This window comes from Paenibacillus sp. USDA918EY, from assembly GCF_009870825.1.
In the GTDB taxonomy this organism is placed as follows: domain Bacteria; phylum Bacillota; class Bacilli; order Paenibacillales; family Paenibacillaceae; genus Paenibacillus_AQ; species Paenibacillus_AQ albilobatus.
On record NZ_WTWY01000002.1, the window covers coordinates 289,299 to 313,408 of the forward strand.

The following is a 24,110-nucleotide window of genomic DNA, read 5'->3' on the forward strand; positions in this document are numbered from 1 at the left end:
GATCTCCCCTTTGTTGTTCCGGAAGCCGACGGCAGCCCCGCCAAATAAAGCCGCCCCCAGCACCGTCGTCGTATTGACGACCTGCCTCTCCATCCGGCTCCGCCTTAGTCCTTATGCTCAAAATGCTTCCACAGCTCGACGTTCGACGTCGTCACGGCGGACGCCCCCGCGCGAACGGCTTGTTCCACGTCGTTGACCGTCCGGATCAGTCCGCCCGCGAAAACCGGAATGCCGGTCCGTTCGGAGACCTCGGTGATCATATGCGGAATTACGCCCGGAAGGACTTCGATGTAATCGGGCTGCGTCCTTTTAAACATCGCGTAGCTTTTCTCCAGCGCGTTCGTATCCAGCAGAAACAGACGCTGAATTGCAAGAAGCCCGTTCTGCTTCGTTTTGGCGATGACCCCGGCCCGGGTCGAAACGATGCCTGCCGGCTTCACGACCTGGCATAGATACTCCGCGGCGTATTCGTCGTTTTTCAGCCCTTCGATCAGATCCGCATGGAGAAGCGGCTTTTTATCATGGGATTTCGCCAGTTGAACGATCGAGTTGATTTGGCTGACGTGCGTATCCAAAATGACGATGTATTCGTACGACAACTTCATCAGCTTCTCCAGATCCTTCACCTTACGGGCTGCCGGCAAAATAAGTTGATTCGTAAAAGACATGTGTCGCTCCCCCGTTCTTTTCTGTTGCCATCATACGAAAAAGAGAAAAGAAAAACACCGGACGGTCCCCGAGGGGACTTCATTCACGTGTTCTCCTTTTCTCCGCCGCTTTTATGAACTTGCGCCTAGTATAAATCAAAATGTAAGCGGTGTCTACCCGGTAATATTCGTACCGCAACACGGTTTAATATTCCGCCCCGTGTCGTACATTAAGTGCAGAAGAGGAAGGAGCAGCTTTTATCGCCTTCAAGAGCCGATTTTTTGCCCGGACATGAGAAAGGTCCGCTTGAAATCGTTTCTTTCTGATATCATAGAAAAATAAACCATATATATCCAAAGAACGGTTATGGGTAATGGTTCAGGAGCTGTTTTTTATTTTGCAAAAGGAGCTGATGAATGTATGGTTGCAGAGTACATCATCCGTCTGGCGGTCGCCGGGCTGCTTGGAGCGATCATCGGTCTGGAGCGGGAGCTGCGGGCAAAGGAAGCCGGACTCAGGACCCATTTTCTCGTCGCCGTCGGCAGCGCGCTTATTATGCTCGTATCGCAATACGGCTTCTCCCAGGTGCTGGAGCATGATCACGTCGCGCTCGACCCGAGCCGCGTCGCGGCCCAGGCGGTGAGCGGCATCGGCTTTCTCGGCGCAGGCATGATCATCCTTGAACGGAAAATGGTGCGCGGGCTGACGACGGCGGCCGGCGTGTGGGCCACCTCGGGCATCGGCCTGACCATCGGTTCGGGCATGTACGCCGCCGGCATCAGCGCGACGGTGCTGGTCATGATCGGCCTGGAGCTGCTCAGCATGATTTTCAAGTCCGGGCGGACGCTGCAAATTTCCTTCGAGCTTGATGCCAAAGAATCCGTCAAACCGATTTTGGAGTCGCTAACGTCCCGCAAAATATCCATCTCGTCGTACGAAATGGAGCAGGACCCCGAACGCCTCGGCATGTACCATCTCAAAATCGAAGCCAAAACAAAACATAACGGAACCCTGCAGGAACTGCTCGAGAACCTCGACAGCTTGCCGCATATTTTGTCCGCGAAGCTGGAATAATCCAGGAAATATTGAAATCCGGAGCCTGTTGTGCAATAGTGGAATCAAAAGCGGTGAAGGAGGGTATTCGCGTTGCCGTTTGCGGCTTGGATTCATGCCAATGATCTTACCGATACGCAGACCGGGATCATCGTCACGGGGTTTGCGGTCATCGTGTTTTTATGGATATACATCCGCACCGCCCGCTCTTACCGCAAGGCGGCCTCGGCCCGGCTGGAGAGGCTGCGGCAGACGCTCGACTTGTATTGCCGGGCGCAGGGCCTGCTGGGCGGCGATGCGGAGCCGGCTCCGGAAGAAGCGGAACATGAGCCTGAATCGGTGCATTTCCTTCTGCAGCAATGCAAAGCGGCCCCTTTGGTGACGACGGAAATGATCGAAGCCATCGACGCTTATGCGAAGGAACGGGACGCTTCCCGCCACGGTCAGCTGGAACGGCTGCTCGATCGCGAGATCAGGAAAAAAATCCGCGAACAGGCCTCCATTATAAGGTGGCTGGACAACCCGGGCTGGGGAGCGGCGTTTTGGAAGCTGGTGCGGCCAGCGGTGCCTTTTTTTCTGTTGTCATTCGTCGTTTATTGGAGCGTGCAGCTTTACGGACAATTCCAGGAACGTGACTTTCCCTTGCTTTCCTGGACAAGCGCAGAGCTGTGGATGCGTTTCGTATCCTGTCTGGCGGCCGTCGTATCCTTTTATTTTGCCGTCATGACGCCGCGCAAAGACTCGCTCAGATACGCCTATCGTATATTGGCCTTAGGCATCAGCGCGGCTGCGCTGGCGCATTTTGCAGGCCTATGGGCCGCGCCGTACATATTGGCCCTTCAAGCCGTCTTGTTTGCATGCGGATTCGGCGTGAACCCCAAACGTTCGCGGCGCGACCGCCCGTATGCAGGGTCGGAGGACTTGCTCGAGACAGACGACCGGAAGCCGCCAAGAAAATAATCCCGCAAAGTGCTGAATCAGCTTCGAAGCTGATTCAGGTACTTTGCGTGGAGCCCCGAGAATTTATAGGATCCTAAGAAGACAGACCGCGTTTAAAGGTAGTTTTTCATGCAATATCAGGAAGCAATGGCTCTGTAGTATTCTGATATGATAAACAAAACCCGCCGGCGGGCAAGCCTTCGTTACGGCTTGATGCGTCAGCGGGTTTTGCCTTTTTCCGTTCTGCCCGGATGCTATTTGCGTTGCCGTCAATTTTGAAGCGGCTAAGGCTGCCGGCCCGGCTGTCCTTACCGGCGGTCCTGGGCCGCCTTTTTCAGATCCTGCCTCGCCCGGGAGGCAATCCCCGCTTTGGCCGGTTTGGAGGGCGTATTCTCAAAACGCTTCCGCTCCGTCCGTTCCATCTGCACGATCTGGCCTTCATGCACGACGATATGAAGCGAGCCGAATTCCATGTCGTTTAATTGGCCGGCAATCCTCTCGAGCCATACCTCATTTAACTGGAGCCCTTTTGCCATGACAAGCGCCTCCTTTGCGTTCAGAACGATATTGATGCACATGGTAAATCATTCTTTTCCAACCAAATTACTATGTTTTAAAGTTACATTATCATGCCGGGAAAAAGACTGTCAATGCGCGTTTTTTCCGGCATACAAACTTTTGATCAGCAACGTGGCAAGGGCCAACAGCAAAAGCAGCGATGCGACGGCGAACGAAGCCGAAAACTGATATTCGTTGTACAAAATCTCGACATGCAGCGGCAGCGTGTTCGTCTCGCCGCGGATATGTCCCGAAACGACCGATACCGCGCCGAATTCGCCCATGGCCCTCGCGTTGCACAGGATGATGCCGTAGATCAGCCCCCACTTGATGTTTGGCAGCGTAACCCTGGTAAAGACGGCCCATCCCTTCGCGCCCAGCGTTATGGCCGCCTCCTCTTCCTGCTGTCCCTGATCCTCCATGAGCGGTATGAGCTCCCTCGCCACGAAAGGGAAGGTGACAAAAATCGTGGCGAGCACAACGCCCGGCACGGCATAAATGATTTTGACGTCATGGTCTGCAAGCCACGGGCCGAACCAGCCGTTAGCACCGAACACCAGCACGAAGATCAGCCCGCCGATCACGGGCGAAACCGCAAACGGCAAATCGATCAGCGTAATGAGCACCCCTTTGCCTTTAAACCTGAATTTGGCGATGGCCCATGCCGCGGCCACCCCGAAAATCGTATTGAGGGGTACGGCAATCAGCGCCACAAGCAGCGTCAGCTTGAGCGCCGACAGCGCGTCGGGGTCGGAGAGGGCGCTGATATAAACATCCCATCCCTTTTTAAGCGCCTGCGTCAGAACGACGGCAAGCGGAAGCACGATCAGCCACAGCAACACCAAACCCGCCGCGCCGATCAGCAGCCATTGAACCAAAGGCCCTTCGGTCGCCGCCCGCGAGGTTTGCACCTGGCGCACGGCGGCAGCTCCGGGTACGCCTCCCGCCATCTATACCGCCTCCTTTTTTCGGCCGGACCAACGCTGCAGCGAATTGATGACCAGCAGCATCAGGAACGAAATCAGCAGCAGCAAAACGGCCACCGCCGACGCTCCCGCGTAATCGTACTGCTCCAGCTTCGACATGATCAGCAGCGGAGCGATTTCCGTTTTCATCGGCATGTTGCCGGATATGAACACGACCGAACCGTATTCCCCGATCCCTCTGGCAAAAGCCAGCGCAAAGCCGGTCAGAAGCGGCGGAACGAGGGCCGGCAGCACGATGCTGCGGAATGTCCGGAACCTGCCCGCTCCAAGCGTGGCGGAAGCCTCCTCGGCATCGCGCTCCATATCCTGCAGCACCGGCTGAAGCGTCCGGACGACAAACGGCAGGCCGATAAACATGAGCGCCAGGGTGATCCCAAGCTGGGAAAAGGCGACTTTGACGCCAAGCGGCGCCAGCAGCGAGCCGATCCAGCCGTTCGGGGCGTACAGGGCCGTCAGCGATACGCCGGCCACCGCCGTCGGCAGCGCAAACGGCAAATCGATCAGGGCGTCGCACAGCTTCCTTCCCGGAAATTCGTAACGGACGAGCACCCAAGCCAGCAAAAGGCCGAGCACCGCATCCACAAGGGCCGCCGCGGCCGACGTCGTGAAGCTGATCCGGTACGAGGCAAGCACGCGCGGGTCGGTCGCCACCTGCCAGAACTTCGCCCAGTCAAGCCCGGTGGAATTGATCAGCAGCGCGGAGAGCGGCACCAGGACGATCAGACTTAAATACGCGACGCTGAACCCGAGCGTCAGGCCAAAGCCGGGAAGAACCCGGCTCCGCCTTGTTTTTGCTTCGCTCATATGTTCACCTCTTTCCTGCCTTCGCACGCTTTATTTGCCCGGCGTATAGATCTGGTCGAATACCCCGCCGTCGTTAAAATGTTTGGCCTGCGTCTCGTCCCATGTGCCGAAGACATCCTTCAGCGTAAAAAGATCGAGCGACTTAAACGTGTCTTTGTTTTGGTCCAGCACCGATTGCAGCGTCGGACGGTAGAAGTTTTCGGCGGCGATTTTTTGACCTTCCTCCGAATACAAATATTTCAGGTAAGCTTCTGCGACTTCACGCGTTCCTTTTTTGTCCACGACCTTATCCACGACCGCTACCGGCGGCTCCGCCAAAATGCTGACCGATGGATAGACGATGTCGAATTTGTCCGGCCCCAGCTCTTTCACCGACAGCAGCGCTTCGTTTTCCCAAGCCAGCAGCACGTCGCCGATGCCCCGCTCCACGAACGTCGTCGTCGCCCCGCGGGCGCCGGTGTCCAGCACGGGTACATGCTTGAAAAGCTCGCGCACGAAATCTTTTGCTTTCTCCTCATCGTTGTTGTTATGCTTCAGGGCATATCCCCATGCCGCCAGGTAGTTCCATCTTGCTCCTCCCGACGTTTTCGGATTCGGCGTAATGACCTGCACGTCGCCTTTAATGAGGTCGTTCCAGTCCTTGATGCCCTTCGGATTGCCTTTGCGAACCAAAAAGACGATGGTCGAATTGTACGGCGTGCTGTTCAATTCGAATTTGCTCTGCCAGCCTTCCTTGATGAGCCCTTTTTTCTGGATGGCGTCGATGTCGTAGCCTAACGCAAGCGTCACCACGTCCGCCTCCAACCCGTCGATCACGGAACGGCTCTGCGCGCCGGATCCGCCGTGGGATTGTTTGATCGTCACTTTTTGCCCTTTTTCTTTTTCCCAATACGCCGCAAACGCTTTGTTGTAATTTTCGTAAAGCTCCCGGGTCGGATCGTACGAAACGTTCAGCAGATTGATCTCCTTTGCGTCGCTTTTCGCTTCGCTGTTTTGGTTTTGTCCCTCTGCCGATACGGATTCACCGGTTTCTTTTTTGCCTCCGCAGGCGGCAAGCGCCGCCGTCAGCAGCAGCACAAGCGAAATGACCGCCCCTTTTTTTGCGATTCGGATCCCCTTGCGATTCACCATGGTCCCACTCCCATTTCTTAAATTGTGTTCCCCGCCTGGAATTCAGGTAAGAAAAAAAAACGGAGAAACCCCTTTCCAAATGACGGGCGCATCAAAAAAACACGCTGCATCATTCGTAATCGGCGGTTCCTCCGTTTGTACGGCGGGAACGATCGTATGTCCATCCATCTCCAAGTCGGTTTTATTTCAATTAATCCTACCTGTTTAGTATGTTATATTCGTATTGTAATCACGGCCCGTTGCGGAGTCAATCCTTTTTTTAGAAAAAAGCCACCTTTTTTCTATCGAGCCTGCCTTGCACAACGATATGAAGAGAGCCGGATTCGATGTCATTCCACTGGCTTTTGATCCGTTCCACTTAACTTGGAGTAACTCTCAAGCGTGAATGTCGGTATGCCGACATACGAAAAGGCAGCCCCCGCTTTATGCGGAAGCCGCCCTGTTCAAGAAGAACGATTATTTATATACCGGAACGATGCAAACGGGTTTCGGCAGCGTCAGCGCATGTCCCGTCGGCGTCAAACGCCCGCTTTCCTTGTCGATCTTGAAAGAGACGACCGAATCGCTGTTTTGATTCGCCGCAAGCAAAAATCCGCCTTTGACGATCGCGAAGTTGCGCGGGGTCCGGCCGCCTGTCGATACCCATTCGACCGCCGTGAGCAGACCTGTGGAAGGATCGACGCGATACAGTCCGATGCTGTCGTCGCTGCGGTTCGAGGCATACAGAAAACGTCCGCACGGCGTGACGTGAATGTCCGCGCTGCTGCTTCCCTTCGCGGCGCCTTCCGGCAATGCGGACAAGGTCTGCATCACCTGCAAATTCCCCGCCTCCGCGTCAAACGCATAAACGTTGACCGTATCGTCCAGCTCGTTGATGCCGTATGCCCATCGGCCCGACGGATGGAAATCGAAATGCCGCGGTCCCGCCCCGGGAGCCGTTTTTACCCGGTTATGTTCTTGAAGCTCGCCGCCCTCCAAACGGTAAATGACGATTTCGTCCAGGCCGAGGTCGCAGACCAACACGTATTTCCCCGATGGATCCTGGAACACCGAATGCGGGTGCGCCGCTTCCTGGCGTTCTTGATTGACGCTGCCGCCGCTGTGGCGGACGAGGCCCGTCTCGGCCAGCTTTCCGTCGCCTTCGATCCGGTAGGCATTGACGTGGCCGCTGGAGTAATTGGCTGCCAGCACATGGGTATCATCCCGGGTGAGGGATAGATAACACGGATCTGATCCATGCGTCGGCTTGCGGTCCAGCAGCTGCAGTTTTCCCGTTGCCCCGTCCACCGCATAAGCGCATACTTCGCCGTCCCCGGTCTCGCTGACTGCATACAAAGTGTCCTGGGCCGCATTCAGAGCCAGATACGATGCGTTGGCGATCCCGTCCGTTCCATGCACGATTTCCATGCTTCCGTTATCCATGTCGAGGGCGCAAAGAAAAATCCCTTGTTCGTCCGCCCCGGTATACGTGCCGGCGTAAAACCATCTTTTATTGTCGCTCATATTGAATCGACGCTCCTTCTTTTAGGTTTCCTGCTGCATCCAATGTCATGTCCGTTATCCCTACAATAATCGTTTCGGCGCCGGGCGGCAACGTTTAGTTCGTTTTCGACGTTCCCGATTAGGAAACCGCCCGCAATCCGCATCGATCCGAAAGCAGGGCTCGTTTCACTTCTTCCTTTATGCGGTAACTTAGTAACGATATAATGGAATCAGAACGCGAGTTCTCCATTTTTTTCGTTCAGTCAGGAATCCGGCATCCCGCTTGGAACCATTGTCAGGAGGAGGATGCGTTTCGGTGCCTCCCGTGCACGCTGAGGCAGTCCTGCAAAAGGGAATAAGTTCAAGAGAAAACGGCAATGTCTAGATGAAAAACACATTGGAGGAGGAGTTTGGATTGAAATCGGTAGCAGTATTTTGCGGTTCGAGCAAAGGTGCGTCGGAAGTATATGTGGAAGGCGCGAAGCAGCTTGGCAAAGAGCTGGCGCGCCGCGGCATTACGCTCGTTTACGGCGGTTCGAGCATCGGCGTGATGGGGGCCGTGGCCGATTCCGTATTGGCCGAAGGCGGACAGGTCATCGGGGTCATGCCCGGCTTTTTGGATAAACGGGAAATTTCCCACAAGCATCTCACGGAGCTGATCATCGTCGGTTCCATGCATGAACGGAAAGCCAAAATGGCCGAGCTGTCCGAGGGTTTCATGACCCTTCCGGGCGGACCGGGAACGATGGAGGAGTTTTTCGAAATCTTTACGTGGGCCCAGCTTGGACTGCACCGCAAGCCGCTTGGGTTTCTGAATACCAACCATTATTACGATCCTCTGCTGGAGTTTTTTAAACATATGGCAACCGAGCAGTTTCTGCAGGAAAAATATTTATCCATGGCGCTTGTCGACACGGACCCGGGCCGGCTGCTCGATCAATTCGGGTCGTACGAGCCGCCTGCCGTCAAAACCTTCCTCAAACCGGATCAAACGTAACATGGATAGAGAAAAACAGACCGAAGGCTTGATACGCCCGGTCTGTTTTTCTTTGTTTTGCGCTATTTTTGAATCGTAAAGCTAAAAGGTTTCTTGATCAGCTCACCGGGGTATTGTTCGACTTCAAAGGTCAACGGCTGCGGGTAGGACTTGCCGGCAATGTCGAAATAATACTCGTCCAAGCCGCTGTCCGCATTCTGTTTCCATCCTTCGTGAATCACCTCGCTGTTGTTCATTAGAACGTGTTTGTTCCCTTTTCCATCCGTAAATTCAGGTTTTACTTTCAAAAACTGGCCGATGCGCGAATCCACGCTTTGGAACCCTGACGTAATCCGGATCCGTTCGCTTGACGTTTCGATGGAAGCCAGCTTGAGCCTGTCGTCCGGCGCCTGTATCAGCTTAAATTGATTCGTGTCGATCACGAGCTTCCTTTCTCCCTGAAAAGCCGTTTCGATCCAGGACCCCCGCAGCTCGAGCGGGTCCCCCTTCACATAGTCCGGAGCATAAAAACCAAAGGTTCGCTTGCCGGGCTCGGTTTCTACGGCCATCGCCAGCGGGAGCACGTTTCCGCGGTCGTTTTTCGTACGAAGCTCCCAATCCAGAAAACGGGCGAATTTTTGCATGCCGGATGCATCCGAAGCTAAGCTTAAATTTATGCGTTCCGGAACTTGGACCATGTTTTCAAGTTTGATTTTGATGCCTTCGAAGTCAAACACGTGATTTACGGGCACCGTTCGTTCAAGCACCGCAAGCTTGGCGGCGTCCACCGGGATCTTCACCTCCAGAAATTTTCGCGTTGCCGGCAACTCGCCGTTATCCCATTCGCCCGAAAAATAAAACTCATCCGGAAGCTTCCCGCCGCCCGTGAGGTCAAAAATCAGCATATCGCGATAGCTGCCGTTGTCATAATAACCCGTCCTCTCATTCGTGTCCCGAACGAATTGCTTGTAAGGAAGCTTATCGTAGACGGTCGTATACAGCCCGGGATTCACCGGTTTGATCCGGTCCCCATTGTCGCTTTGGGAAGTATAAAACAAAACCACATGTTTCCGGTCCGTCATCATCCCGTCCACCGTGACATGAAATCCCTCATAGGATGCCGTCACGCCCACCGCCTGATATTTCCCCTGATCCAACGCTTCGCGCAGCATCCCTCTTTTGCCGACCTCCCATTCCACATAAGACGGGATTCGCTGATCGGCTGCCGTTTGCATCTCTTTGAGGCCGCCTCCAAAACGCATGTCCGGCACATAAACGGCAGCCGCCACGATAAGCAGTAACGCCGCCGCGCAGGACATAGCCGTTCTGCCGATCCTCCGCCGGGTTTTCGCCCGGCCGCCGCGCAGCATGCCGCTTCGAACCGCGCTTTCCAGCCGTTCCTCCGAAATTCTCCGTTCGGCAATGTGCGCCGGCTCGAAGTACTGCTCCAGCAGCCGCTCCTCATTTGCCATGGTATAATTCGCCTCCCGCGCTCATTTTCCCCCGCAGCTGCTTTAAGCCTTGGTGAAGCCACGTTTTTACGGTTCCCTCCGGTTTGTCCAGCACTTTCGCGATTTCGGCAAGCGTCATGTCCTGATAATATTTGAGCGTCAGCACATGCCGGTATTTCGGCCGCAGCCGCTGCATCCCCTGATGCAGGTCGAGCCTGCTGTCGCTGATCATTTCGGCCGCGCGTTCTTCCCTCTCCACGTTTAAAGGAAGCAGCCGCTTCCTCCGCTTCTGTTCATCGATGCAGCAGCGAATCAAAATCCGGATCAGCCATGCCTGGAACGCCGAAGGGTCCTTCAGCTTGCCGTAGTTCATCCAGGCTTTGCACACCGCTTCCTGCACCGCCTCGAGCGCATCGGCCTCATGATCCAAATAGCTGTATGCGATGCCGTACAGCTTTCTCTTTAATCCGGATACCTGGGCGTAAAACGTCTCCTCATCTCCTTGGCTGGCAGCGGCGGAACGTTTCGGGTCCACCATAAACGTTGCCCCTTTCCTGCATTTTCACCGGCCGGTGAAGTTCATCGACGGATCGGGCTTGCCGGAATCGATGAAGGATTTTGCAAATTCCATACTTATAAGACAGCGACGAAACGCAAACGGTTTTATTTTTTTCGGCATTGCCGGCGTTGGCCAAGACGAAGCAGCAAAAAAGCAGCCCCCGCTTCGGAAGCTGCCTGTTTTATAGCCATAATTTTGACGTTACACCGGGTCCGCGGTGCCGGCCTCGACGATTTGGCGTTTGACGTCCTTCATCGTAATTCCGTCTAAATAACGCTCCAGCGCCGATTCCCCGCCGTTGTAGATTTGATCCATAACCCCCTGGATATTGGACGCGACCTCGCAAGGAAGCTCCTCGCCGCCGGAACACCATCCCGGCTTCAAGGAACCTCGGGCAAGCAGGCGATACAAGTCTCCCAGCGTCGCGTTTTCCGTTTCCGGATTCAGCAGGTATCCTCCGCCGACGCCCTCCTTTGTCGCCACGTACCCATGCTTGCGCAGCAGGCCGAGCACTTTGCGGATGCGGGCGGGATGCGTGCAGACGCTTTTGGCGATTTCCTCGCTGTTAGCCATATGTTCCTCTTTTACGCTAAGAAGGGTTAAACAATGGACGGCAATGTTAAACTCACTATTCATTTTTGCTCCTCCTTATACTGTAATTATATGGTTAACAGTTGCTGATGTCAACCTGGGCCGACCGTTTCTCCAAGCTTTCCCGGGGACGCTCTGACGTATCGTGTACCGTTACATTACTAGTGTATCTTCGCGCTGAAAAGATAAACCCCATCCTTGTGATTTTATCTTGTTTCGGGTTTGCGTTACAATAGGGATACCGGAAGACGACTTCCGCGAATTTTGGACAAGGAGCTGACACCGGACCATGATCCATTACATTCGTTTGCGTTAATGAGAGGTGCAGGTTTAAATCAGCCCGGCCGCTTTTTTTCGAAGCCTGAGCCGAGGTTTATTTAACTGCGCCTTTTTCATTTGACCCGGGATTTGCAAAATCCCGAACCAAACGAATGAATGGGGTGTATTTGAATTGTCCAAAAAAGAACATATGTTATCGCTGGCTGGCCTGCTGGCCCGCCACGTATCCCTTTTCCGCTGCCCGGTCTGCGGCATGGCCATGAACTTGGCGAACGAACGCAGCCTGTCGTGTACGTCGGGCCATCTGTTCGATCTCTCCCGCGACGGGTACGTTCACCTGATGCCGAACGCGAAGCCGGGCAAATACGATAAAGAGCTGTTTGCGGCGCGCAAGCTGATCAACGGCAGCGGGTATTTTAACGGGTTGCTGGAAGAGCTGTTTGCCGTCATAGCGGAACATTTCGGGCCGGAACCAGCCGCCCCGTTGTCGGTCCTGGATGCCGGATGCGGCGAAGGATCGCATTTGTCCGCTCTTCAAGCCCATCTGGAGTCCCGCCTGCATCGGGACGTCATCGCGGTCGGGGCGGATCTGTCCAAACCGGGCGTCAGGACCGCGGCCAAAGGAAACCCCCGCGCCCTTTGGTGCGTGGCCGATTTGGCCCGCAGCCCGTTTCAAGACGAAAGTTTCGACGTTATCACGAACATATTGTCCCCCTCCAACTACGGGGAATTCCGAAGGCTGCTCGCCAACGGCGGCATGCTGGCCAAAGTGGTCCCGGGACCGGAATATTTGCGGGAACTCCGGCAATTTCTGTACGGCCGCCAGGCCCGGCGGGACAAGGATCCGGAACGTACGGCCGCTTTGTTCGCCGAACATTTTCCGGATATGGAAGAGCGGCGCGTTCGATACGAAACGCTGCTCGACCCGCGGCATTTGGAGGCGATGCTCCGGATGACGCCGCTGTCCTGGCATGCGCCCGAGGAACAGGTTCGTCGGCTGCTCGCCCAAAGCTCCTTTAGGATGACATTCGATTTCTATATTTTATGGGGCAAACATTTTAGATAGTGAATATTTCGGAACATCTTTTCCGCTAAAAAAAGCGTACCTCATTTCCAGCATCAAGCTGGAGGAGGTACGCTTTTTCGATTTGTCGTATAGTCTTCCTGCCGTTTACCCGTTTTTTGGCGCGGAGCTCAATCCGGAATTTCCATGATATCAGTAGGCCGGCGGAGCCGCGTTTTCCAGGCCGGGGATCGACTTGCCCTTCGGCAGCTCAAAGGACCATTCCACGTTGTCGTACCATTTGTCGGTGACGGTGCGGATGAGCGTCGCCTTTTCCGGCAGCTTGCCCATTCCGTTCACGATAAAACCGGGATCCCCCGCGGCTTCGTTTAATACACCCCATCCAACCGATCCTCTGTACGTCACCGGGTATTCCTTCCCGTCCGAATCCTTCACGATCCATTCGTCATGGTTGAACATATTGCGGAATTTCCCATTCATCCGGATCAGGCTTACGGTCGGGCCCGTACCCTTCTGCAGATTGGGATCGCGGTCGACCCAAAAATCGCTCAGCGTCAGTTCGTCCCCCTGGTCCTTGAAAACAACCGGATGCCGTTTCAGCTCGTTTGGAACGAGCTCCACCGAACCGCTGCTGCGGATTGGAATAGAGTATCCGTCAAACACGAAACGCAGCTTCTGGCTGTCGTATGGCAGGTACCGGAACGTAAAGGTCCAGTGGCGTTTGCCTCCGCGAAACTCGCTGTTCTGCGAGATGATCGTTTCCATATGCGGGGCCCTTAGATTGTTTACGCTCGATATGTCTTCCCCCTGCTCGTTTTCAAAATGGAACATGAGCTGCTGGTCGGCTTCAAGCCCGCCCGGTGAACGTTTGGCCGCTTCGCGGCTCAAAGACGTGCTTAACTCCAGCCGCACCCCGCTAGGCGTGCGAACCAGCTTTTCCATTTGGATCAGCATGCCGTCAGGCGTCTTATATTTCTCATGCAGCGGCGTCGTGATGTTCATCGCGTTGGCTTTTTGCATGTCCAGTTTGAACCGGAAATCCCAGTTTCCCTCGACGACCCTCTCGGTATAAGGAATTTTCAGCCGATCGACGTGCGCTTCCACGATCAGCGCATCCATCGGAATCTCCTTTACGAAAACAAACGTCAATTTTTCGACCGAATCCGAGCCTTCGATCCCCCGCAGCTCCGCCACCTCGTTTCCGCTAAGATCCGTGATGTGGAGATCATTCCAATCAATCGCATAAACGAGGGCTTTCCCTTGCGGGTCCGTCACCTTTACGCCCATCACGAGCCTTGTGGCATCGGCAACCACCTCGTCGATTTCGAGGGCATAGCCTTTATCCTTCACCTTTACATGGGGATTTTGCACAATGCCAAGCTTGCGGGCATCGAGCATCCCGCTGTCCGACGTCTCATTCGAAAAAATGGACCTGACCCAATCGGCGATCGACGGCTGGGCGTACAAGGTAAAGGTGCCGGTGACGATCAAAAGCAGCGCCGCCCACAGCGCGCTTTTTTTGATGATGCGGCCGGTCCTGCGCGTCCGTTTGAAGGGAATCACAAGCATCCGCTCTCCGGACTCGTTCTCGATCTCGACGTCGGCCAGGGAAGCCATTACCCGCTCCGTAAATCCGTCAGGCAAAGCCGCCCGAAAAAGCAGCTCCCCCCATGCCCTTTCCTCTTCCTCCGCCAGCCGCAGCAGCGATTGGCATTCAGGGCATGTTTGCGTATGGAGACGCGTTTCTTCATCCACACTATTTCCAGACCGAATGGACTCTTTGATCTGCGACAGCTTCGAGCATCTCATGCTTGATCCCCTCCTTATCCTTGACCATTTTGCATAAGGACTTTTTGGCCCGGTGAAGCCGGTTCCGCACCTGATTCACTTTAATGCCGGCAATCCCGGCGATCTCTTCATAACTCAGCTCGTTCGTATATCTCAAAAGCAGCACAATGCGGTATTTCTCGGGCAGCCGTTCGATGAGCTCCCGCACTTCCCCGCCGGTTTCCTTGCGCAGATAGGCCAGCTCAGGCGTTTCGGCATGGTGCCTCCCCTGGCTGAGCAAACTGTCATCCGCCGGCGTGTCTTTTTTTTTCCGGTTTGCGTCCCTCATCACGTTCACGGCGATGGTATACAGCCAGGAGGCAAAGCTGGAGTCCTCCCTGAAGCTGGCAAGCTTGCGGTAAGCTCTCAGAAAAGCTTCCTGCGTATAATCCTGGGCGTCCTGCGGACCGGCCCCCATGCCCAGAAGCAAACCGTATATTTTGTTTTTATGTGTGTCCACCAGCTGCGCGAAGCTGTCCTTATGGCCGGCCAGCACCTGTTTGACCAGCGCAGCGTCCCGTGACGGGTCTGTCATAAAGATCCTCCCCTGCTCTCTCTACCTCTGACCTTTCATATATGATGTAGACGAACGAAGCGGGCGTTTCCTCTCGCTTTTTCCGAAAAATATCCCCGCAAAAAGCGGAACATTGGCTTCGAAGCCGAATGAGCGCTTTGCAGGGACAACGGAAACTTCCCTATCTCTTCAAAAAAAGGAGCCCTTCAAAAATGAAGGGCCCAAAATCAGATTAGACATATGAAAGGGTTTACAAAACCATTATAGTATGAAACTGTCTTTTTGGAAACGCTTTTTTTCAAAAGAAGGCGGCTTATGCAACATGCGGGTAAAAAATCCGATTGCAAAAAACTAATGTGATTAGTTATAATGCTAATAAGATTAGTTTTGCGTATGGGAGGATGATTGTTTATGAAAAAAACAACGGTTCATCAAGTTACCCAGCTTTCCTTTATGCCCCGCCTGTTCCCCGTCAATGTGTATCTTGTCGAAGAAGAGGACGGCTTGACCTTAATCGACGCAGGCATGCCGTTCAGCCTGAAGGGGATTTTAAAAGCGGCGAAGTCGCTCGGCAAACCGATAACCCGCATCCTTCTCACCCATGCCCATGGAGATCATGTCGGTGCTTTGGACGGACTGAAGGAAGCCGTCCCAAGCGCTGAAGTGTATATATCGCGCCGGGATCAGGCCCTTTTGGCCGGCAGCCGCGCCCTTGAGGACGGGGAGCCGCAAATGCCGATCAAAGGCGACGTCCCGAAAAACATGCGCACGAAACCGGATCGCCTCCTGACGGACGGAGAACGGATCGGCTCGCTTCTGGCCATCGCCACTCCCGGACACACGCCCGGCCATATGGCATTCCTCGATACCCGGAGCAACGTCCTGATCGCGGGCGACGCTTTCCAGCTCCGGGGCGGCATGGCGGTATCCGGCGATATGCGGCCGCTTTTCCCTTTTCCCGCGATGGCGACCTGGAATAAAGAAGCGGCCCTTGCCAGCGCCCGCCGCCTGGCCGGTTTAACGCCGTCCTGGCTGGCCGTCGGTCACGGCCGGATGCTCAAGCAGCCTGCGGAAGCGATAAACGAAGCGATCCGTCGCGCCGAAGCCGCTTTTCGGGAGGTGAAATAAGATGGCCAAAATGGGCCTTGACCGCCACACCCTTCTTGTCGCCGCCGCCGAGCTCGCCGATGAATCCGGCCTGGACTCGCTGACGCTGGCGGCGCTGGCGCAAAAGCTGAAGGTGCGCTCCCCTTCCCTTTATAACCATGTGAACGGCCTTCCCGATTTGCGGGCGGCGCTGACCGTCTACTGCATCCGCCTTCTCGTCGAGACGACGCGGGATGCGGTCATCGGCAAAACGGGAGACGAAGCCGTCCAAAACCTGTGCAAAGCGTACCTTGGTTTCGCCCGTTCCCGCCCCGGCTTGTACGAAGCCTTTTATAAGGTAAATACGCAGCAGCATGAAGAACTCGAATCGGTGAAACAGGAACTGCTGAACCTCTTTTTGCGGATCATGGAGCCCTACGGGCTCGGGGAAAAAGAAACGCTGCACGCCATCCGCGGGCTGCGCAGCCTTTTGCACGGATTTGCGTCGCTCGAGCAGCACGGGGGCTTCCAAATGGACCTGCGAGTGGATGAAAGCGTGGCGTACGTTTTGCAGGCGTTTCTGCGTGGATTGCACGCGGAAAGAGGCCGATCATAAGCGATAAATGTCATACGATGGTCAAGTTTACTTCTTGCCTGGCGTGATATAATATAGTTATACGTGATTAATTATATCTTTACGCAGAGAGGAGTCTTGAACTTGGCTCATATTAGTCCCTCGTATCTTCAAATCGGATCTACCGTGGGGGCTCTGGTTATGGCGCTTCTGGTCATTTTCGTCCGTTTGAGGGCCAGCAATAGACCTGTAACGATCAAAAAAATCATCATCCCGCCGCTGGGCATGGCAACAGGCTTCCTGATGTTCGTGGCGCCGCAAGTCCGGGTTCCATGGCTTTGGGCTTTGGCCGCCTTTCTCGTCGGCTGGTTTTTATTTTCATATCCGCTCATTCGCAGCACCAAATTCGAAGTTTCGGAAGGACAGGTGTTTGCCAGACGTTCCAAAAGCTTCGTCGTCATTTTGTTCGCCCTGCTGATCGTTCGGACCGTCCTTCACCAGGTCATTGACGAATACGTTTCGATACCGCAATCCGGCGCGCTCTTTTTCCTGCTGGCGTTCGGCATGATCCTCCGCTGGAGGGTGTTTATGCTGAAGCAGTATCGCTCCATTGAAGCGTCGGGCGAACTAAACGGCAATCCGGTGCCGGAGAGCTCTACCCCACCGAACGCCCAATCATAACCGAATAGCTTAAAATATAGAAATACCGCCTTTTTGCGTGATCCGCCGCACAAGGCGGTTTTTCCTTATGGATCCTTCAAGCAGCTTTTTGCTTGCATCTTGCGGCGTTCAAGGGTATATTGCTGTATGGAAATGCAGAACCTAAGGCAGAAAGACGGAAAGCGTGGCAACATTTTCATCAAGGTGCAGTTTGTTGAAATTGTCACAATTTGCGCACAAAAATGGAGGAAAACAGAGAGATTGGGACCAAGAAGACGTATACTTGTGTAAAACTTCACAATTTGTGCTTAACGCTTGAAATGCCTCATTATCCTTTTGGTGAACATTATGTTAACATAGGTAATGATGAGTTAGATTGCGGCCTTTTTCACTTGGGGAAGGTCTGTTGCTTCTAGACCCCTCTGCCCAAAAAGGGTCTATTAGCCCTTTTTAAAATAAAATTAAGCACTGCTGCTTACGCAAAGGAGAAATGGACATGTCGGAAACAATTACTGATGCAAAGACTGAACAAGCGAATGCGCCTGTCAGCCAAAATCAACAGGATTTGCTCGACCAGCTGCTCAAGCCCGAGGTTCAGGAATCTTTGACCACTCTGGTCAACCATCTTCCAAAGCTGACCGAGCTTGTGAATGTATTGACAAAGTCTTACGATTTCGCTCAAGCCGTGGCTACGGACAAAACGCTTAAAAGCGATACGGTCGGCGCCATTCAGGAAATGGCAACCCCGGTTATCAAATCGGTGAAATCCGTTGCCGCAAACGTGATCGAAGCAAAAGACCGCGCAGAAAGCAGTCAAGAAGTGATCGGTCTTTTTGGCCTGCTCAAATTGCTGAAAGATCCGCAAGCGCAAAAGCTGTTCCGTTTCGTGAACGCTTATCTCCAAGTCTCTGCTGAAAACGCGAAAGAACAAAAATAATCCACTTTAATATTTAGGTAAGGACGGAGGAAAAACTATGTCAAAACATATTGTCATTTTGGGTGCGGGATATGGCGGACTCCTCTCCGCGCTGACCGTTCGTAAATATATGAACAAAGACCAAGCGCGCGTGACCGTGGTGAACCAATATCCGACTCACCAAATCATTACCGAGCTTCACCGTCTGGCTGCAGGCAGCATCGAAGAAAAAGCGATCGCCATGCCGCTCGACAAACTGTTCAAAGGCAAAGACATCGATGTGAAAATCGCCAAAGTCGAGTCTTTCTCCGTAGACAGCAAAGAAGTTAAACTTTCGGACGGTTCCAAGCTGAGCTATGACGCGCTTGTTGTCGGCCTTGGCAGCATCACCGCTTACTTCGGCATTCCTGGACTCGACAAATACAGCATGGTGCTTAAATCCGCTGACGATGCCAACCGCATTCACCGCCATATCGAAGAACGCATCCAAGCTTACTCCCAGACAAAAGATCCGGCTGACGCAACGATCCTCATCGGCGGCGGCGGCTTGACCGGCGTCGAGCTCGTGGGCGAAATCGCCGACATCTTGCCGAACCTGACCAAAAAATACGGCATTGACCGCAGCGAGATCAAATTGATGCTCGTCGAAGCCGGCCCTAAAATTTTGCCTGTGCTTCCCGACCATCTGATCGAACGTGCGACAAAAAGTCTGGAAGACCGCGGCGTAACGTTCTTGACCGGACTGCCTGTAACGAACGTGGAAGGCAACGTGGTCGACCTGAAAGACGGCCAAAAAATCGTCACCAACACCTTCGTATGGACCGGCGGCGTGCAAGGCAATCCGCTTGTCGGCGAATCCGGCCTGGAAGTCAACCGCGGACGCGCAACCGTCAACGAATTCCTGCAGTCCACGTCCCATAAAGACGTATTCGTTGCCGGCGACAGCGCCGTATACTTCGACGAAACCGGACGTCCTTACCCTCCAACCGCGCAAATCGCATGGCAAATGGGCGAGCTGATCGGCTACAACCTGTATGCGTTCCTGAACGACAAAGCGTTCGAAAAGTTTGCTCCGGTAAACTCCGGTACGCTGGCTAGCCTTGGCCGCAAAGACGCGGTAGCGACGATCGGCGAAAACAACATTTCGCTGAAAGGTCTGCCTGCGACGCTGATGAAGGAAGCAAGTAACATCCGTTACCTTTCCCACATCAAAGCTTTGTACACGTTGGCTTATTAATATATGAACGGAAGACTGCCGCTTTAAACGGCACAACAGGGCATCCCGCACGGTCCGACGACCGGGGAGGCCCTGTTTTTTTATCCATTTTCCAGCGCGCCTATGTCCCGCCGCAAAATTCGATCTTGTCCGCGTGTTCTTGGACGTCCCTCTTCTCTATATCCTAAAAAGGGAAAAGATTTATGGCAAATGCAAGGAGGACGGCATGCGGAAGCTTGCGGCGGCGCAGCCTGCGGAATTTCAAGTTTGGGTTTTCACCCGCGCGGATCTGGCGAAGTTCATCATCATCGATATTGTATTCAGCTCGGCGCTTTATGCCGGTTTAAGACGGGTCAACGGGCATGACACGATTGCGATTCTCGGAAGCTCCGTTGGGACGCATTTGTGCAAATATTTGCAAAACCGCGGCCTCTTGCCCAAACTGCGGGCCGGAAAACCCGTCCGGCAGCTGCCCTGGCGCCTGACACCGGACTAGAAATAAAATAACTCGGCCGATTATGAGATTTTTATCACAATCTCGTGTACAATATTCATTGAAGGAGCGAATGAAACATGAAACGCAAAAGAAGAAGAGTTGCTATCGTAGGCTCAGGCATGGTCGGATCCAGCTGCGCTTACGCCATGATTAACCAATCCATCTGCGACGAAATCATGATGATCGACCGCACGTACGACCGGGCGCTGGCCCAGGCGCTGGACTTGTCGCATTGCATCGATTTTACCCATACGCGGACGACCGTGTACGCCGGAACCTATGCGGATTGCGCCGATGTCGATGTCGTTATTCTGACCGCGGGAGCCAATCCGAAACCGGGACAAAACCGGATGGACGTCTTGGCCGACGCCGCCGAAATTACGCGGCAGATCGTCACGCCGATCGTCGAGAGCGGATTTCAAGGGATTTTCATTACGGCCGCCAATCCGGTGGATATCGTTACGTATATGATATGGAAGCTTACCGGCTTTCCGCGCCACCGCGTGATCGGCACAGGCACGTCCATCGACTCGTCGCGGCTTAAAACGCTGCTGTCCGACGTTTTTTCCATCGATCCGCGCAGCGTCAGCGGGTATGCCCTGGGAGAACACGGCGAATCGCAATTCGTGGCATGGTCGCATGTCACCATCGGCGGCAAGCCGATCCTCGACATTTTGGAGCAGCATCCGGAGCGGTTTAAGCATGTCGATCTGCATGACATCGCGCGCAAAACGAAAGACGCCGGATGGGAAATTTTCACGCGCAAGGGCTCGACCCATTTCGGGATCGGCAGCGCCATTGCCCATATTACCCGTTCCGTGTTGAACGATGAACATAAAATTATCGCCGTATCGGCCATCCTCGACGGGGAGTACGGGCAACACGGCGTATGCGCCGGGGTTCCGGCCATCATTAGCAGCGACGGCATTCAGGAATTGCTCGAGCTGAAGCTGAGCGAAGACGAGCGGCAGCTTTTTGGCGATTCCTGCGATTTGATCCGCCGCAATTTGGAAGGGCTCAACATGGAGCCAATCCGATAACCGAGTCCACATCTTTTGCCAAAATAGGGTATAATGGAATCGATATCCAATTGAATCGGGGTGGGTCAAATTGATGATGCTCGCCGCAGTTCTTGCCGTTTTGCTGATGTGCGGATTTTATTTTGCTGTAGTCTATTTCGGATTAAGATTGTTGTTTAAAAAGGTTCTTCATCGCACCTTGGACCCGATGGTACTTTTCGCAGTCTTGATTATTTTATTGTCCTGTTTAGGCATCGGACAGCGGATTTGGTACAACCAGCCATGGGATGCGGGTATGCTGCTGATGCCGCTGTCCGCCATGGTTGTGGTTCTGCTTCGCAAAATGCGCGCACGAAAATAAAACGGTTTTAAAAAGAGCCTTTCCCCGCCTTCCGGCAGATGAACATCTTGTCCGGACCGGCTGGGGCAAAGGCTCCTTTTTCATTTACTGCGGACTTCGATCACTTTGAATCCGGCCATGCTACTTCCCTGGCGAATCTGCAGCCGGATGTTCCGGATGTTCATACGCGTGATGAATTACCGCCCCTCCAGTCCGCTCATATCCGGCGGCACGCGGTGTTTGGTCGCCTGCTCGTACCCATAAGCAATCTTGATCAGCGTCGGCTCGCTGAACGCGGCCCCGACAAACGTGATGCCCACCGGCCCTTTGGTAATGTAACCTCCCGGTGCGATGACGCCATCTTGCGCGTAACCTCCCGGCACCGTAATCGCCGGATACCCCGCTCTGGCCGCGATATCATCCCCATCATCGCAACCAAGGAACAATAGCGCGTCAAGATTGTAGGTTTCGAGCGCGTAATCGATCCCCTGCGACTGCGACATCTCCTTATTGTACCGAAGCGTATCCAAATATTCCGGTTCGGATAGCGTCCCGCTTGTCGCTTCGCATTTCTCCAGCAGGTCCTGCCCGTATTTCAGGCACCGGTCGGCATGCTCGTTGTTGAACGCGATCACTTCGGCCAACGTATGTACGGGGATGCTTTCAGGAAGCTGCGCGAGATAGTCGTTGACGCCCTTTTTGAACTCGTAAACCAAGACGTTTCCGTTCCAGGACGCATCCTGACAAGGCAGCTCCACCGGATCGACGATCGTTGCTCCTTCGCTGCGCAGCGCTTCGATCGCCGCTTCGAGAATCGCCGTCCGGTCCTGATCCAGCTCTCGGAAATAAAATCTCGGAATGCCGATACGCGCCTGCTTGATGAAAGAGGCGTCTAGAAACGGGGTATAATCCGTTAAAAAACGGCCGTCGCCGGCGCGTGTTGCCGCATCGCGCTCATCCAACCCGGTCATGGCCCCCAGCATGATCGCCGCATCGGCAACGGACCGGGCCATCGGTCCGGCCGTATCCTGGGTATGCGTAATCGGGATGATGCCTGAACGGCTGACCAGTCCGACCGTCGGCTTAATGCCGACCAGCATATGTTGGCTGGCCGGGCTGATGATCGACCCGGACGTTTCCGTGCCGATGGCCGCGGCGGCCAGATTCGCCGCCACGGCGGCGCCCGAACCGGAGCTGGAGCCGCCGACGAACAGTTCGCCCGGGCCGTATGGATTTAAGCACAGTCCCCGGCGGCTGCTGTATCCGGCCCACATGTCGCTTGCCATAAAATTGGCCCATTCCGTCATGTTCGCCTTCCCGAGGAATACGGCCCCGGCCTTTCGCAGTTGGGCTGCGACGAATGAATCCTGCGCCGCCACGTGCTCCGCCAAAGCAATCGTGCCTGCACTTGTATGCATTGCATCAGAGGTATCAATATTATCTTTCAGGAGCAGGGGTATGCCATGCAGCGGCCCGCGGCTCCCTTTTTCATAACGTTCGTCATCGAGCGCCCTTGCGATGTTTACCGCTTCCGGATTCACTTCAATGATGGATTTCAGCTTGCCGTCGTACCGCTCAATCCGTTTCAGATAGGCTTTGACGATTTCCTCGGAGGTGGTTTCGCCCGATTCCATGGCAGCCTGCATGCCGCGGATATCCAGCTCCACGATCCAATCTTCGATATTTCGTGTTTCTTCCATTTGTCCTCACTCCAGATTTGACGTTAGAGGCAGCCGCATCGTTTCAGACCGTGGCATATTTCTCCATATGCTGCCTGTACAGCTTCCATTCCCCTTGTTCCTTGCGGAATACTTCCATGGCCAGCACGCTCGCGACTTGTTTGCCGTGCAGGCTGAAGTTCACGATGGCCGATAGGATCAATTCATTTTCTGTACGCATGTTCCTTGCGAGGTCGCTGTACTCCCAATGAGGTTCCTTGCCCTCATACATGGCCAGCGTCTCAAGGTTGTCCGTTTTATAATGCTCGGATCGGTAGACCTCGTAATCGCGATCCGGGTAATAACCAAAATAACCGATAAAGTCATCCGATATCCATGCGTTCACCTCTTCCGCGGTCCCTTCATTGATAACTCTGCGGTACGCTTCGACCGCAGCAATGGCTTCATCAAACATGAAAACTCACTCCCTATGTATATTGGCGCTGACCTTTCGCATTGGCCTGCAGTATTTTGCATAACTCCCCGTCTTAAAGCGCCCCCAAATATTCGGGAATCATCTCAATTTCCGCAACTTCGCCATCAAGGGCTTCAACCCCGTAGACCCGGGCCTCCCGGCGCGAGCTGACGACGCGGTGAATTTTGCCGCCGATATAATGAATGCCCGCCCCATCGCTTACGCCAACGCCTGCGCCGATCCGGCCGCTGCGCAGCAGCTCGTGATAACCCCGTCTGTACTCCGGCTCCGAATCATAATGCGGACTGTGGCTGCCGGATATGAGGCCCAATCCTTGGACAACTTTTGCCTGCCCGGCATCATCGCAGTTGACTCCCTCTTCGTACCAGCACATGGAGCCTGCGCTAAGTCCGGCCAAAACGACGCCCTGCTCCCATGCCTTGCGAAGTATGCGGTCCAAACCGTGCTCCCGCCAGATTTCCAGCATCCGCATGGTGTCGCCCCCGCCCACATAAAGGATGTCCTTTTCCAAGACGTAATCCTCCAAATCAGCCGTAGGAAGCCGGGATAATGCGAGATGGGAAGCAGTGCAGCCGAACGCCGAAAAAGCTTCATAAAACCCTGCAATATATCCTTCCGCGTCCCCGCTGGCCGTCGGGACAAAGCACACTTTTGGCGTACGGGCTGCAGACTGCCGCAAAATATATTGATCGAGCAGCGGATTATCCGGCTCCATAGAAAAGCCGCCGCCGCCCAGCGCGATCACCTGTCTCATGGAATTCCCTTCTTTCTGCAGGTAACGATCAAAAAAGCTAGTTATTCCAAAATTCTTTCATCCATCATAACAG

General features: G+C 54.3%; 26 protein-coding genes. 12 read left to right on the top strand and 14 right to left on the bottom strand.

Annotated elements, in window-relative coordinates; genetic code table 11:
- Positions 1–104: 104 nt before the first annotated feature.
- The gene (locus tag GQY55_RS05600; RefSeq protein ID WP_160039012.1) at positions 105–668 is read right to left on the bottom strand and encodes a glycerol-3-phosphate responsive antiterminator; all 564 of its coding nucleotides are present in this window, start codon (positions 666–668) and stop codon (positions 105–107) included.
- 400 nt (positions 669–1,068) lie between these two features.
- Between GQY55_RS05600 and GQY55_RS05605 the strand changes: the two genes are divergently transcribed.
- Entirely contained in the window at positions 1,069–1,722 is a 654-nt protein-coding gene (locus GQY55_RS05605) for an MgtC/SapB family protein (protein ID WP_160039014.1), read from the top strand.
- A 72-nt stretch (positions 1,723–1,794) separates the two neighbouring features.
- Positions 1,795–2,661 (top strand): hypothetical protein, encoded by an 867-nt coding sequence (locus GQY55_RS05610; protein ID WP_160039016.1) that lies wholly within the window; start codon positions 1,795–1,797, stop codon positions 2,659–2,661.
- 287 nt (positions 2,662–2,948) lie between these two features.
- Here GQY55_RS05610 and GQY55_RS05615 read toward each other — a convergent pair whose 3' ends face one another.
- The 5 genes from GQY55_RS05615 to GQY55_RS05635 form a co-directional block, all read right to left on the bottom strand.
- Positions 2,949–3,176: a YezD family protein gene (locus tag GQY55_RS05615; RefSeq protein ID WP_160039018.1), complete on the bottom strand. Its 228-nt coding sequence runs from the start codon at positions 3,174–3,176 to the stop codon at positions 2,949–2,951.
- 111 nt (positions 3,177–3,287) lie between these two features.
- A complete protein-coding gene (cysW, locus tag GQY55_RS05620; protein ID WP_160039020.1) occupies positions 3,288–4,148 on the bottom strand; it encodes a sulfate ABC transporter permease subunit CysW in 861 nt (286 codons plus the stop codon).
- Positions 4,149–4,988: a sulfate ABC transporter permease subunit CysT gene (gene cysT, locus GQY55_RS05625; RefSeq protein WP_160039023.1), complete on the bottom strand. Its 840-nt coding sequence runs from the start codon at positions 4,986–4,988 to the stop codon at positions 4,149–4,151. It abuts the gene before it with no gap.
- A 30-nt stretch (positions 4,989–5,018) separates the two neighbouring features.
- Complete coding sequence (locus tag GQY55_RS05630; protein ID WP_160039025.1) at positions 5,019–6,119, bottom strand: sulfate ABC transporter substrate-binding protein; 1,101 nt, start codon at positions 6,117–6,119, stop codon at positions 5,019–5,021.
- Between the two features lie 456 nt (positions 6,120–6,575).
- Complete coding sequence (locus tag GQY55_RS05635) at positions 6,576–7,622, bottom strand: lactonase family protein (RefSeq protein WP_160039027.1); 1,047 nt, start codon at positions 7,620–7,622, stop codon at positions 6,576–6,578.
- Positions 7,623–8,016: 394 nt separating this feature from the next.
- On the opposite strand from GQY55_RS05635, the gene GQY55_RS05640 reads away from it, so the two are divergent.
- Positions 8,017–8,598 carry a TIGR00730 family Rossman fold protein gene (locus GQY55_RS05640; protein ID WP_160039029.1) on the top strand — a complete coding sequence of 194 codons (582 nt, stop codon included), beginning with the start codon at positions 8,017–8,019 and terminating at the stop codon, positions 8,596–8,598.
- A 62-nt stretch (positions 8,599–8,660) separates the two neighbouring features.
- On the opposite strand, the gene GQY55_RS05645 is transcribed toward GQY55_RS05640, so the two are convergent.
- The 3 genes from GQY55_RS05645 to GQY55_RS05655 form a co-directional block, all read right to left on the bottom strand.
- The gene (locus GQY55_RS05645) at positions 8,661–10,049 is read right to left on the bottom strand and encodes a hypothetical protein (RefSeq protein ID WP_160039031.1); all 1,389 of its coding nucleotides are present in this window, start codon (positions 10,047–10,049) and stop codon (positions 8,661–8,663) included.
- The gene (locus GQY55_RS05650; protein WP_160039033.1) at positions 10,039–10,566 is read right to left on the bottom strand and encodes a sigma-70 family RNA polymerase sigma factor; all 528 of its coding nucleotides are present in this window, start codon (positions 10,564–10,566) and stop codon (positions 10,039–10,041) included. Before GQY55_RS05650 ends, GQY55_RS05645 begins: the two co-directional genes overlap by 11 nt.
- Before the next feature lie 222 nt (positions 10,567–10,788).
- Positions 10,789–11,223 carry an Rrf2 family transcriptional regulator gene (locus GQY55_RS05655; protein WP_160039035.1) on the bottom strand — a complete coding sequence of 145 codons (435 nt, stop codon included), beginning with the start codon at positions 11,221–11,223 and terminating at the stop codon, positions 10,789–10,791.
- Positions 11,224–11,629: 406 nt separating this feature from the next.
- On the opposite strand from GQY55_RS05655, the gene GQY55_RS05660 reads away from it, so the two are divergent.
- Positions 11,630–12,523 (top strand): putative RNA methyltransferase, encoded by an 894-nt coding sequence (locus GQY55_RS05660; protein ID WP_160039037.1) that lies wholly within the window; start codon positions 11,630–11,632, stop codon positions 12,521–12,523.
- A 150-nt stretch (positions 12,524–12,673) separates the two neighbouring features.
- On the opposite strand, the gene GQY55_RS05665 is transcribed toward GQY55_RS05660, so the two are convergent.
- Together GQY55_RS05665 and GQY55_RS05670 are read right to left on the bottom strand one after the other, a co-directional pair.
- Positions 12,674–14,290 (bottom strand): DUF4179 domain-containing protein, encoded by a 1,617-nt coding sequence (locus GQY55_RS05665; RefSeq protein ID WP_160039039.1) that lies wholly within the window; start codon positions 14,288–14,290, stop codon positions 12,674–12,676.
- Complete coding sequence (locus GQY55_RS05670; protein WP_160039041.1) at positions 14,238–14,843, bottom strand: RNA polymerase sigma factor; 606 nt, start codon at positions 14,841–14,843, stop codon at positions 14,238–14,240. Before GQY55_RS05670 ends, GQY55_RS05665 begins: the two co-directional genes overlap by 53 nt.
- A 390-nt stretch (positions 14,844–15,233) precedes the next feature.
- Between GQY55_RS05670 and GQY55_RS05675 the strand changes: the two genes are divergently transcribed.
- The 8 genes from GQY55_RS05675 to GQY55_RS05710 all read left to right on the top strand — a co-directional run bounded on the left by GQY55_RS05675 (position 15,234) and on the right by GQY55_RS05710 (position 21,150).
- Entirely contained in the window at positions 15,234–15,950 is a 717-nt protein-coding gene (locus GQY55_RS05675) for an MBL fold metallo-hydrolase (protein ID WP_160039043.1), read from the top strand.
- Position 15,951: 1 nt separating this feature from the next.
- Positions 15,952–16,524: a TetR/AcrR family transcriptional regulator gene (locus GQY55_RS05680; protein ID WP_160039045.1), complete on the top strand. Its 573-nt coding sequence runs from the start codon at positions 15,952–15,954 to the stop codon at positions 16,522–16,524.
- A 102-nt stretch (positions 16,525–16,626) separates the two neighbouring features.
- Positions 16,627–17,163, top strand: a complete 537-nt coding sequence (locus GQY55_RS05685; RefSeq protein ID WP_160039047.1) for a CcdC family protein — start codon at positions 16,627–16,629, stop codon at positions 17,161–17,163.
- Between the two features lie 475 nt (positions 17,164–17,638).
- Complete coding sequence (locus GQY55_RS05690; protein ID WP_160039049.1) at positions 17,639–18,079, top strand: DUF1641 domain-containing protein; 441 nt, start codon at positions 17,639–17,641, stop codon at positions 18,077–18,079.
- Positions 18,080–18,116: 37 nt separating this feature from the next.
- Entirely contained in the window at positions 18,117–19,295 is a 1,179-nt protein-coding gene (locus tag GQY55_RS05695) for an NAD(P)/FAD-dependent oxidoreductase (RefSeq protein ID WP_160039051.1), read from the top strand.
- A 205-nt stretch (positions 19,296–19,500) separates the two neighbouring features.
- Positions 19,501–19,770, top strand: coding sequence for a hypothetical protein (locus tag GQY55_RS05700; protein WP_160039053.1), 270 nt, complete (start codon positions 19,501–19,503; stop codon positions 19,768–19,770).
- A gap of 77 nt (positions 19,771–19,847) precedes the next feature.
- A complete protein-coding gene (locus GQY55_RS05705) occupies positions 19,848–20,810 on the top strand; it encodes an L-lactate dehydrogenase (protein WP_160039055.1) in 963 nt (320 codons plus the stop codon).
- Between the two features lie 73 nt (positions 20,811–20,883).
- Positions 20,884–21,150, top strand: coding sequence for a hypothetical protein (locus GQY55_RS05710; RefSeq protein WP_160039057.1), 267 nt, complete (start codon positions 20,884–20,886; stop codon positions 21,148–21,150).
- Positions 21,151–21,326: 176 nt separating this feature from the next.
- Here GQY55_RS05710 and GQY55_RS05715 read toward each other — a convergent pair whose 3' ends face one another.
- The 3 genes from GQY55_RS05715 to GQY55_RS05725 all read right to left on the bottom strand — a co-directional run bounded on the left by GQY55_RS05715 (position 21,327) and on the right by GQY55_RS05725 (position 24,037).
- Positions 21,327–22,829, bottom strand: a complete 1,503-nt coding sequence (locus GQY55_RS05715; protein ID WP_160039059.1) for an amidase family protein — start codon at positions 22,827–22,829, stop codon at positions 21,327–21,329.
- Between the two features lie 43 nt (positions 22,830–22,872).
- A complete protein-coding gene (locus GQY55_RS05720) occupies positions 22,873–23,262 on the bottom strand; it encodes a DUF4440 domain-containing protein (RefSeq protein ID WP_160039061.1) in 390 nt (129 codons plus the stop codon).
- Positions 23,263–23,335: 73 nt separating this feature from the next.
- Positions 23,336–24,037 carry a peptidase E gene (locus tag GQY55_RS05725; protein ID WP_160039063.1) on the bottom strand — a complete coding sequence of 234 codons (702 nt, stop codon included), beginning with the start codon at positions 24,035–24,037 and terminating at the stop codon, positions 23,336–23,338.
- Positions 24,038–24,110: the final 73 nt, after the last annotated feature.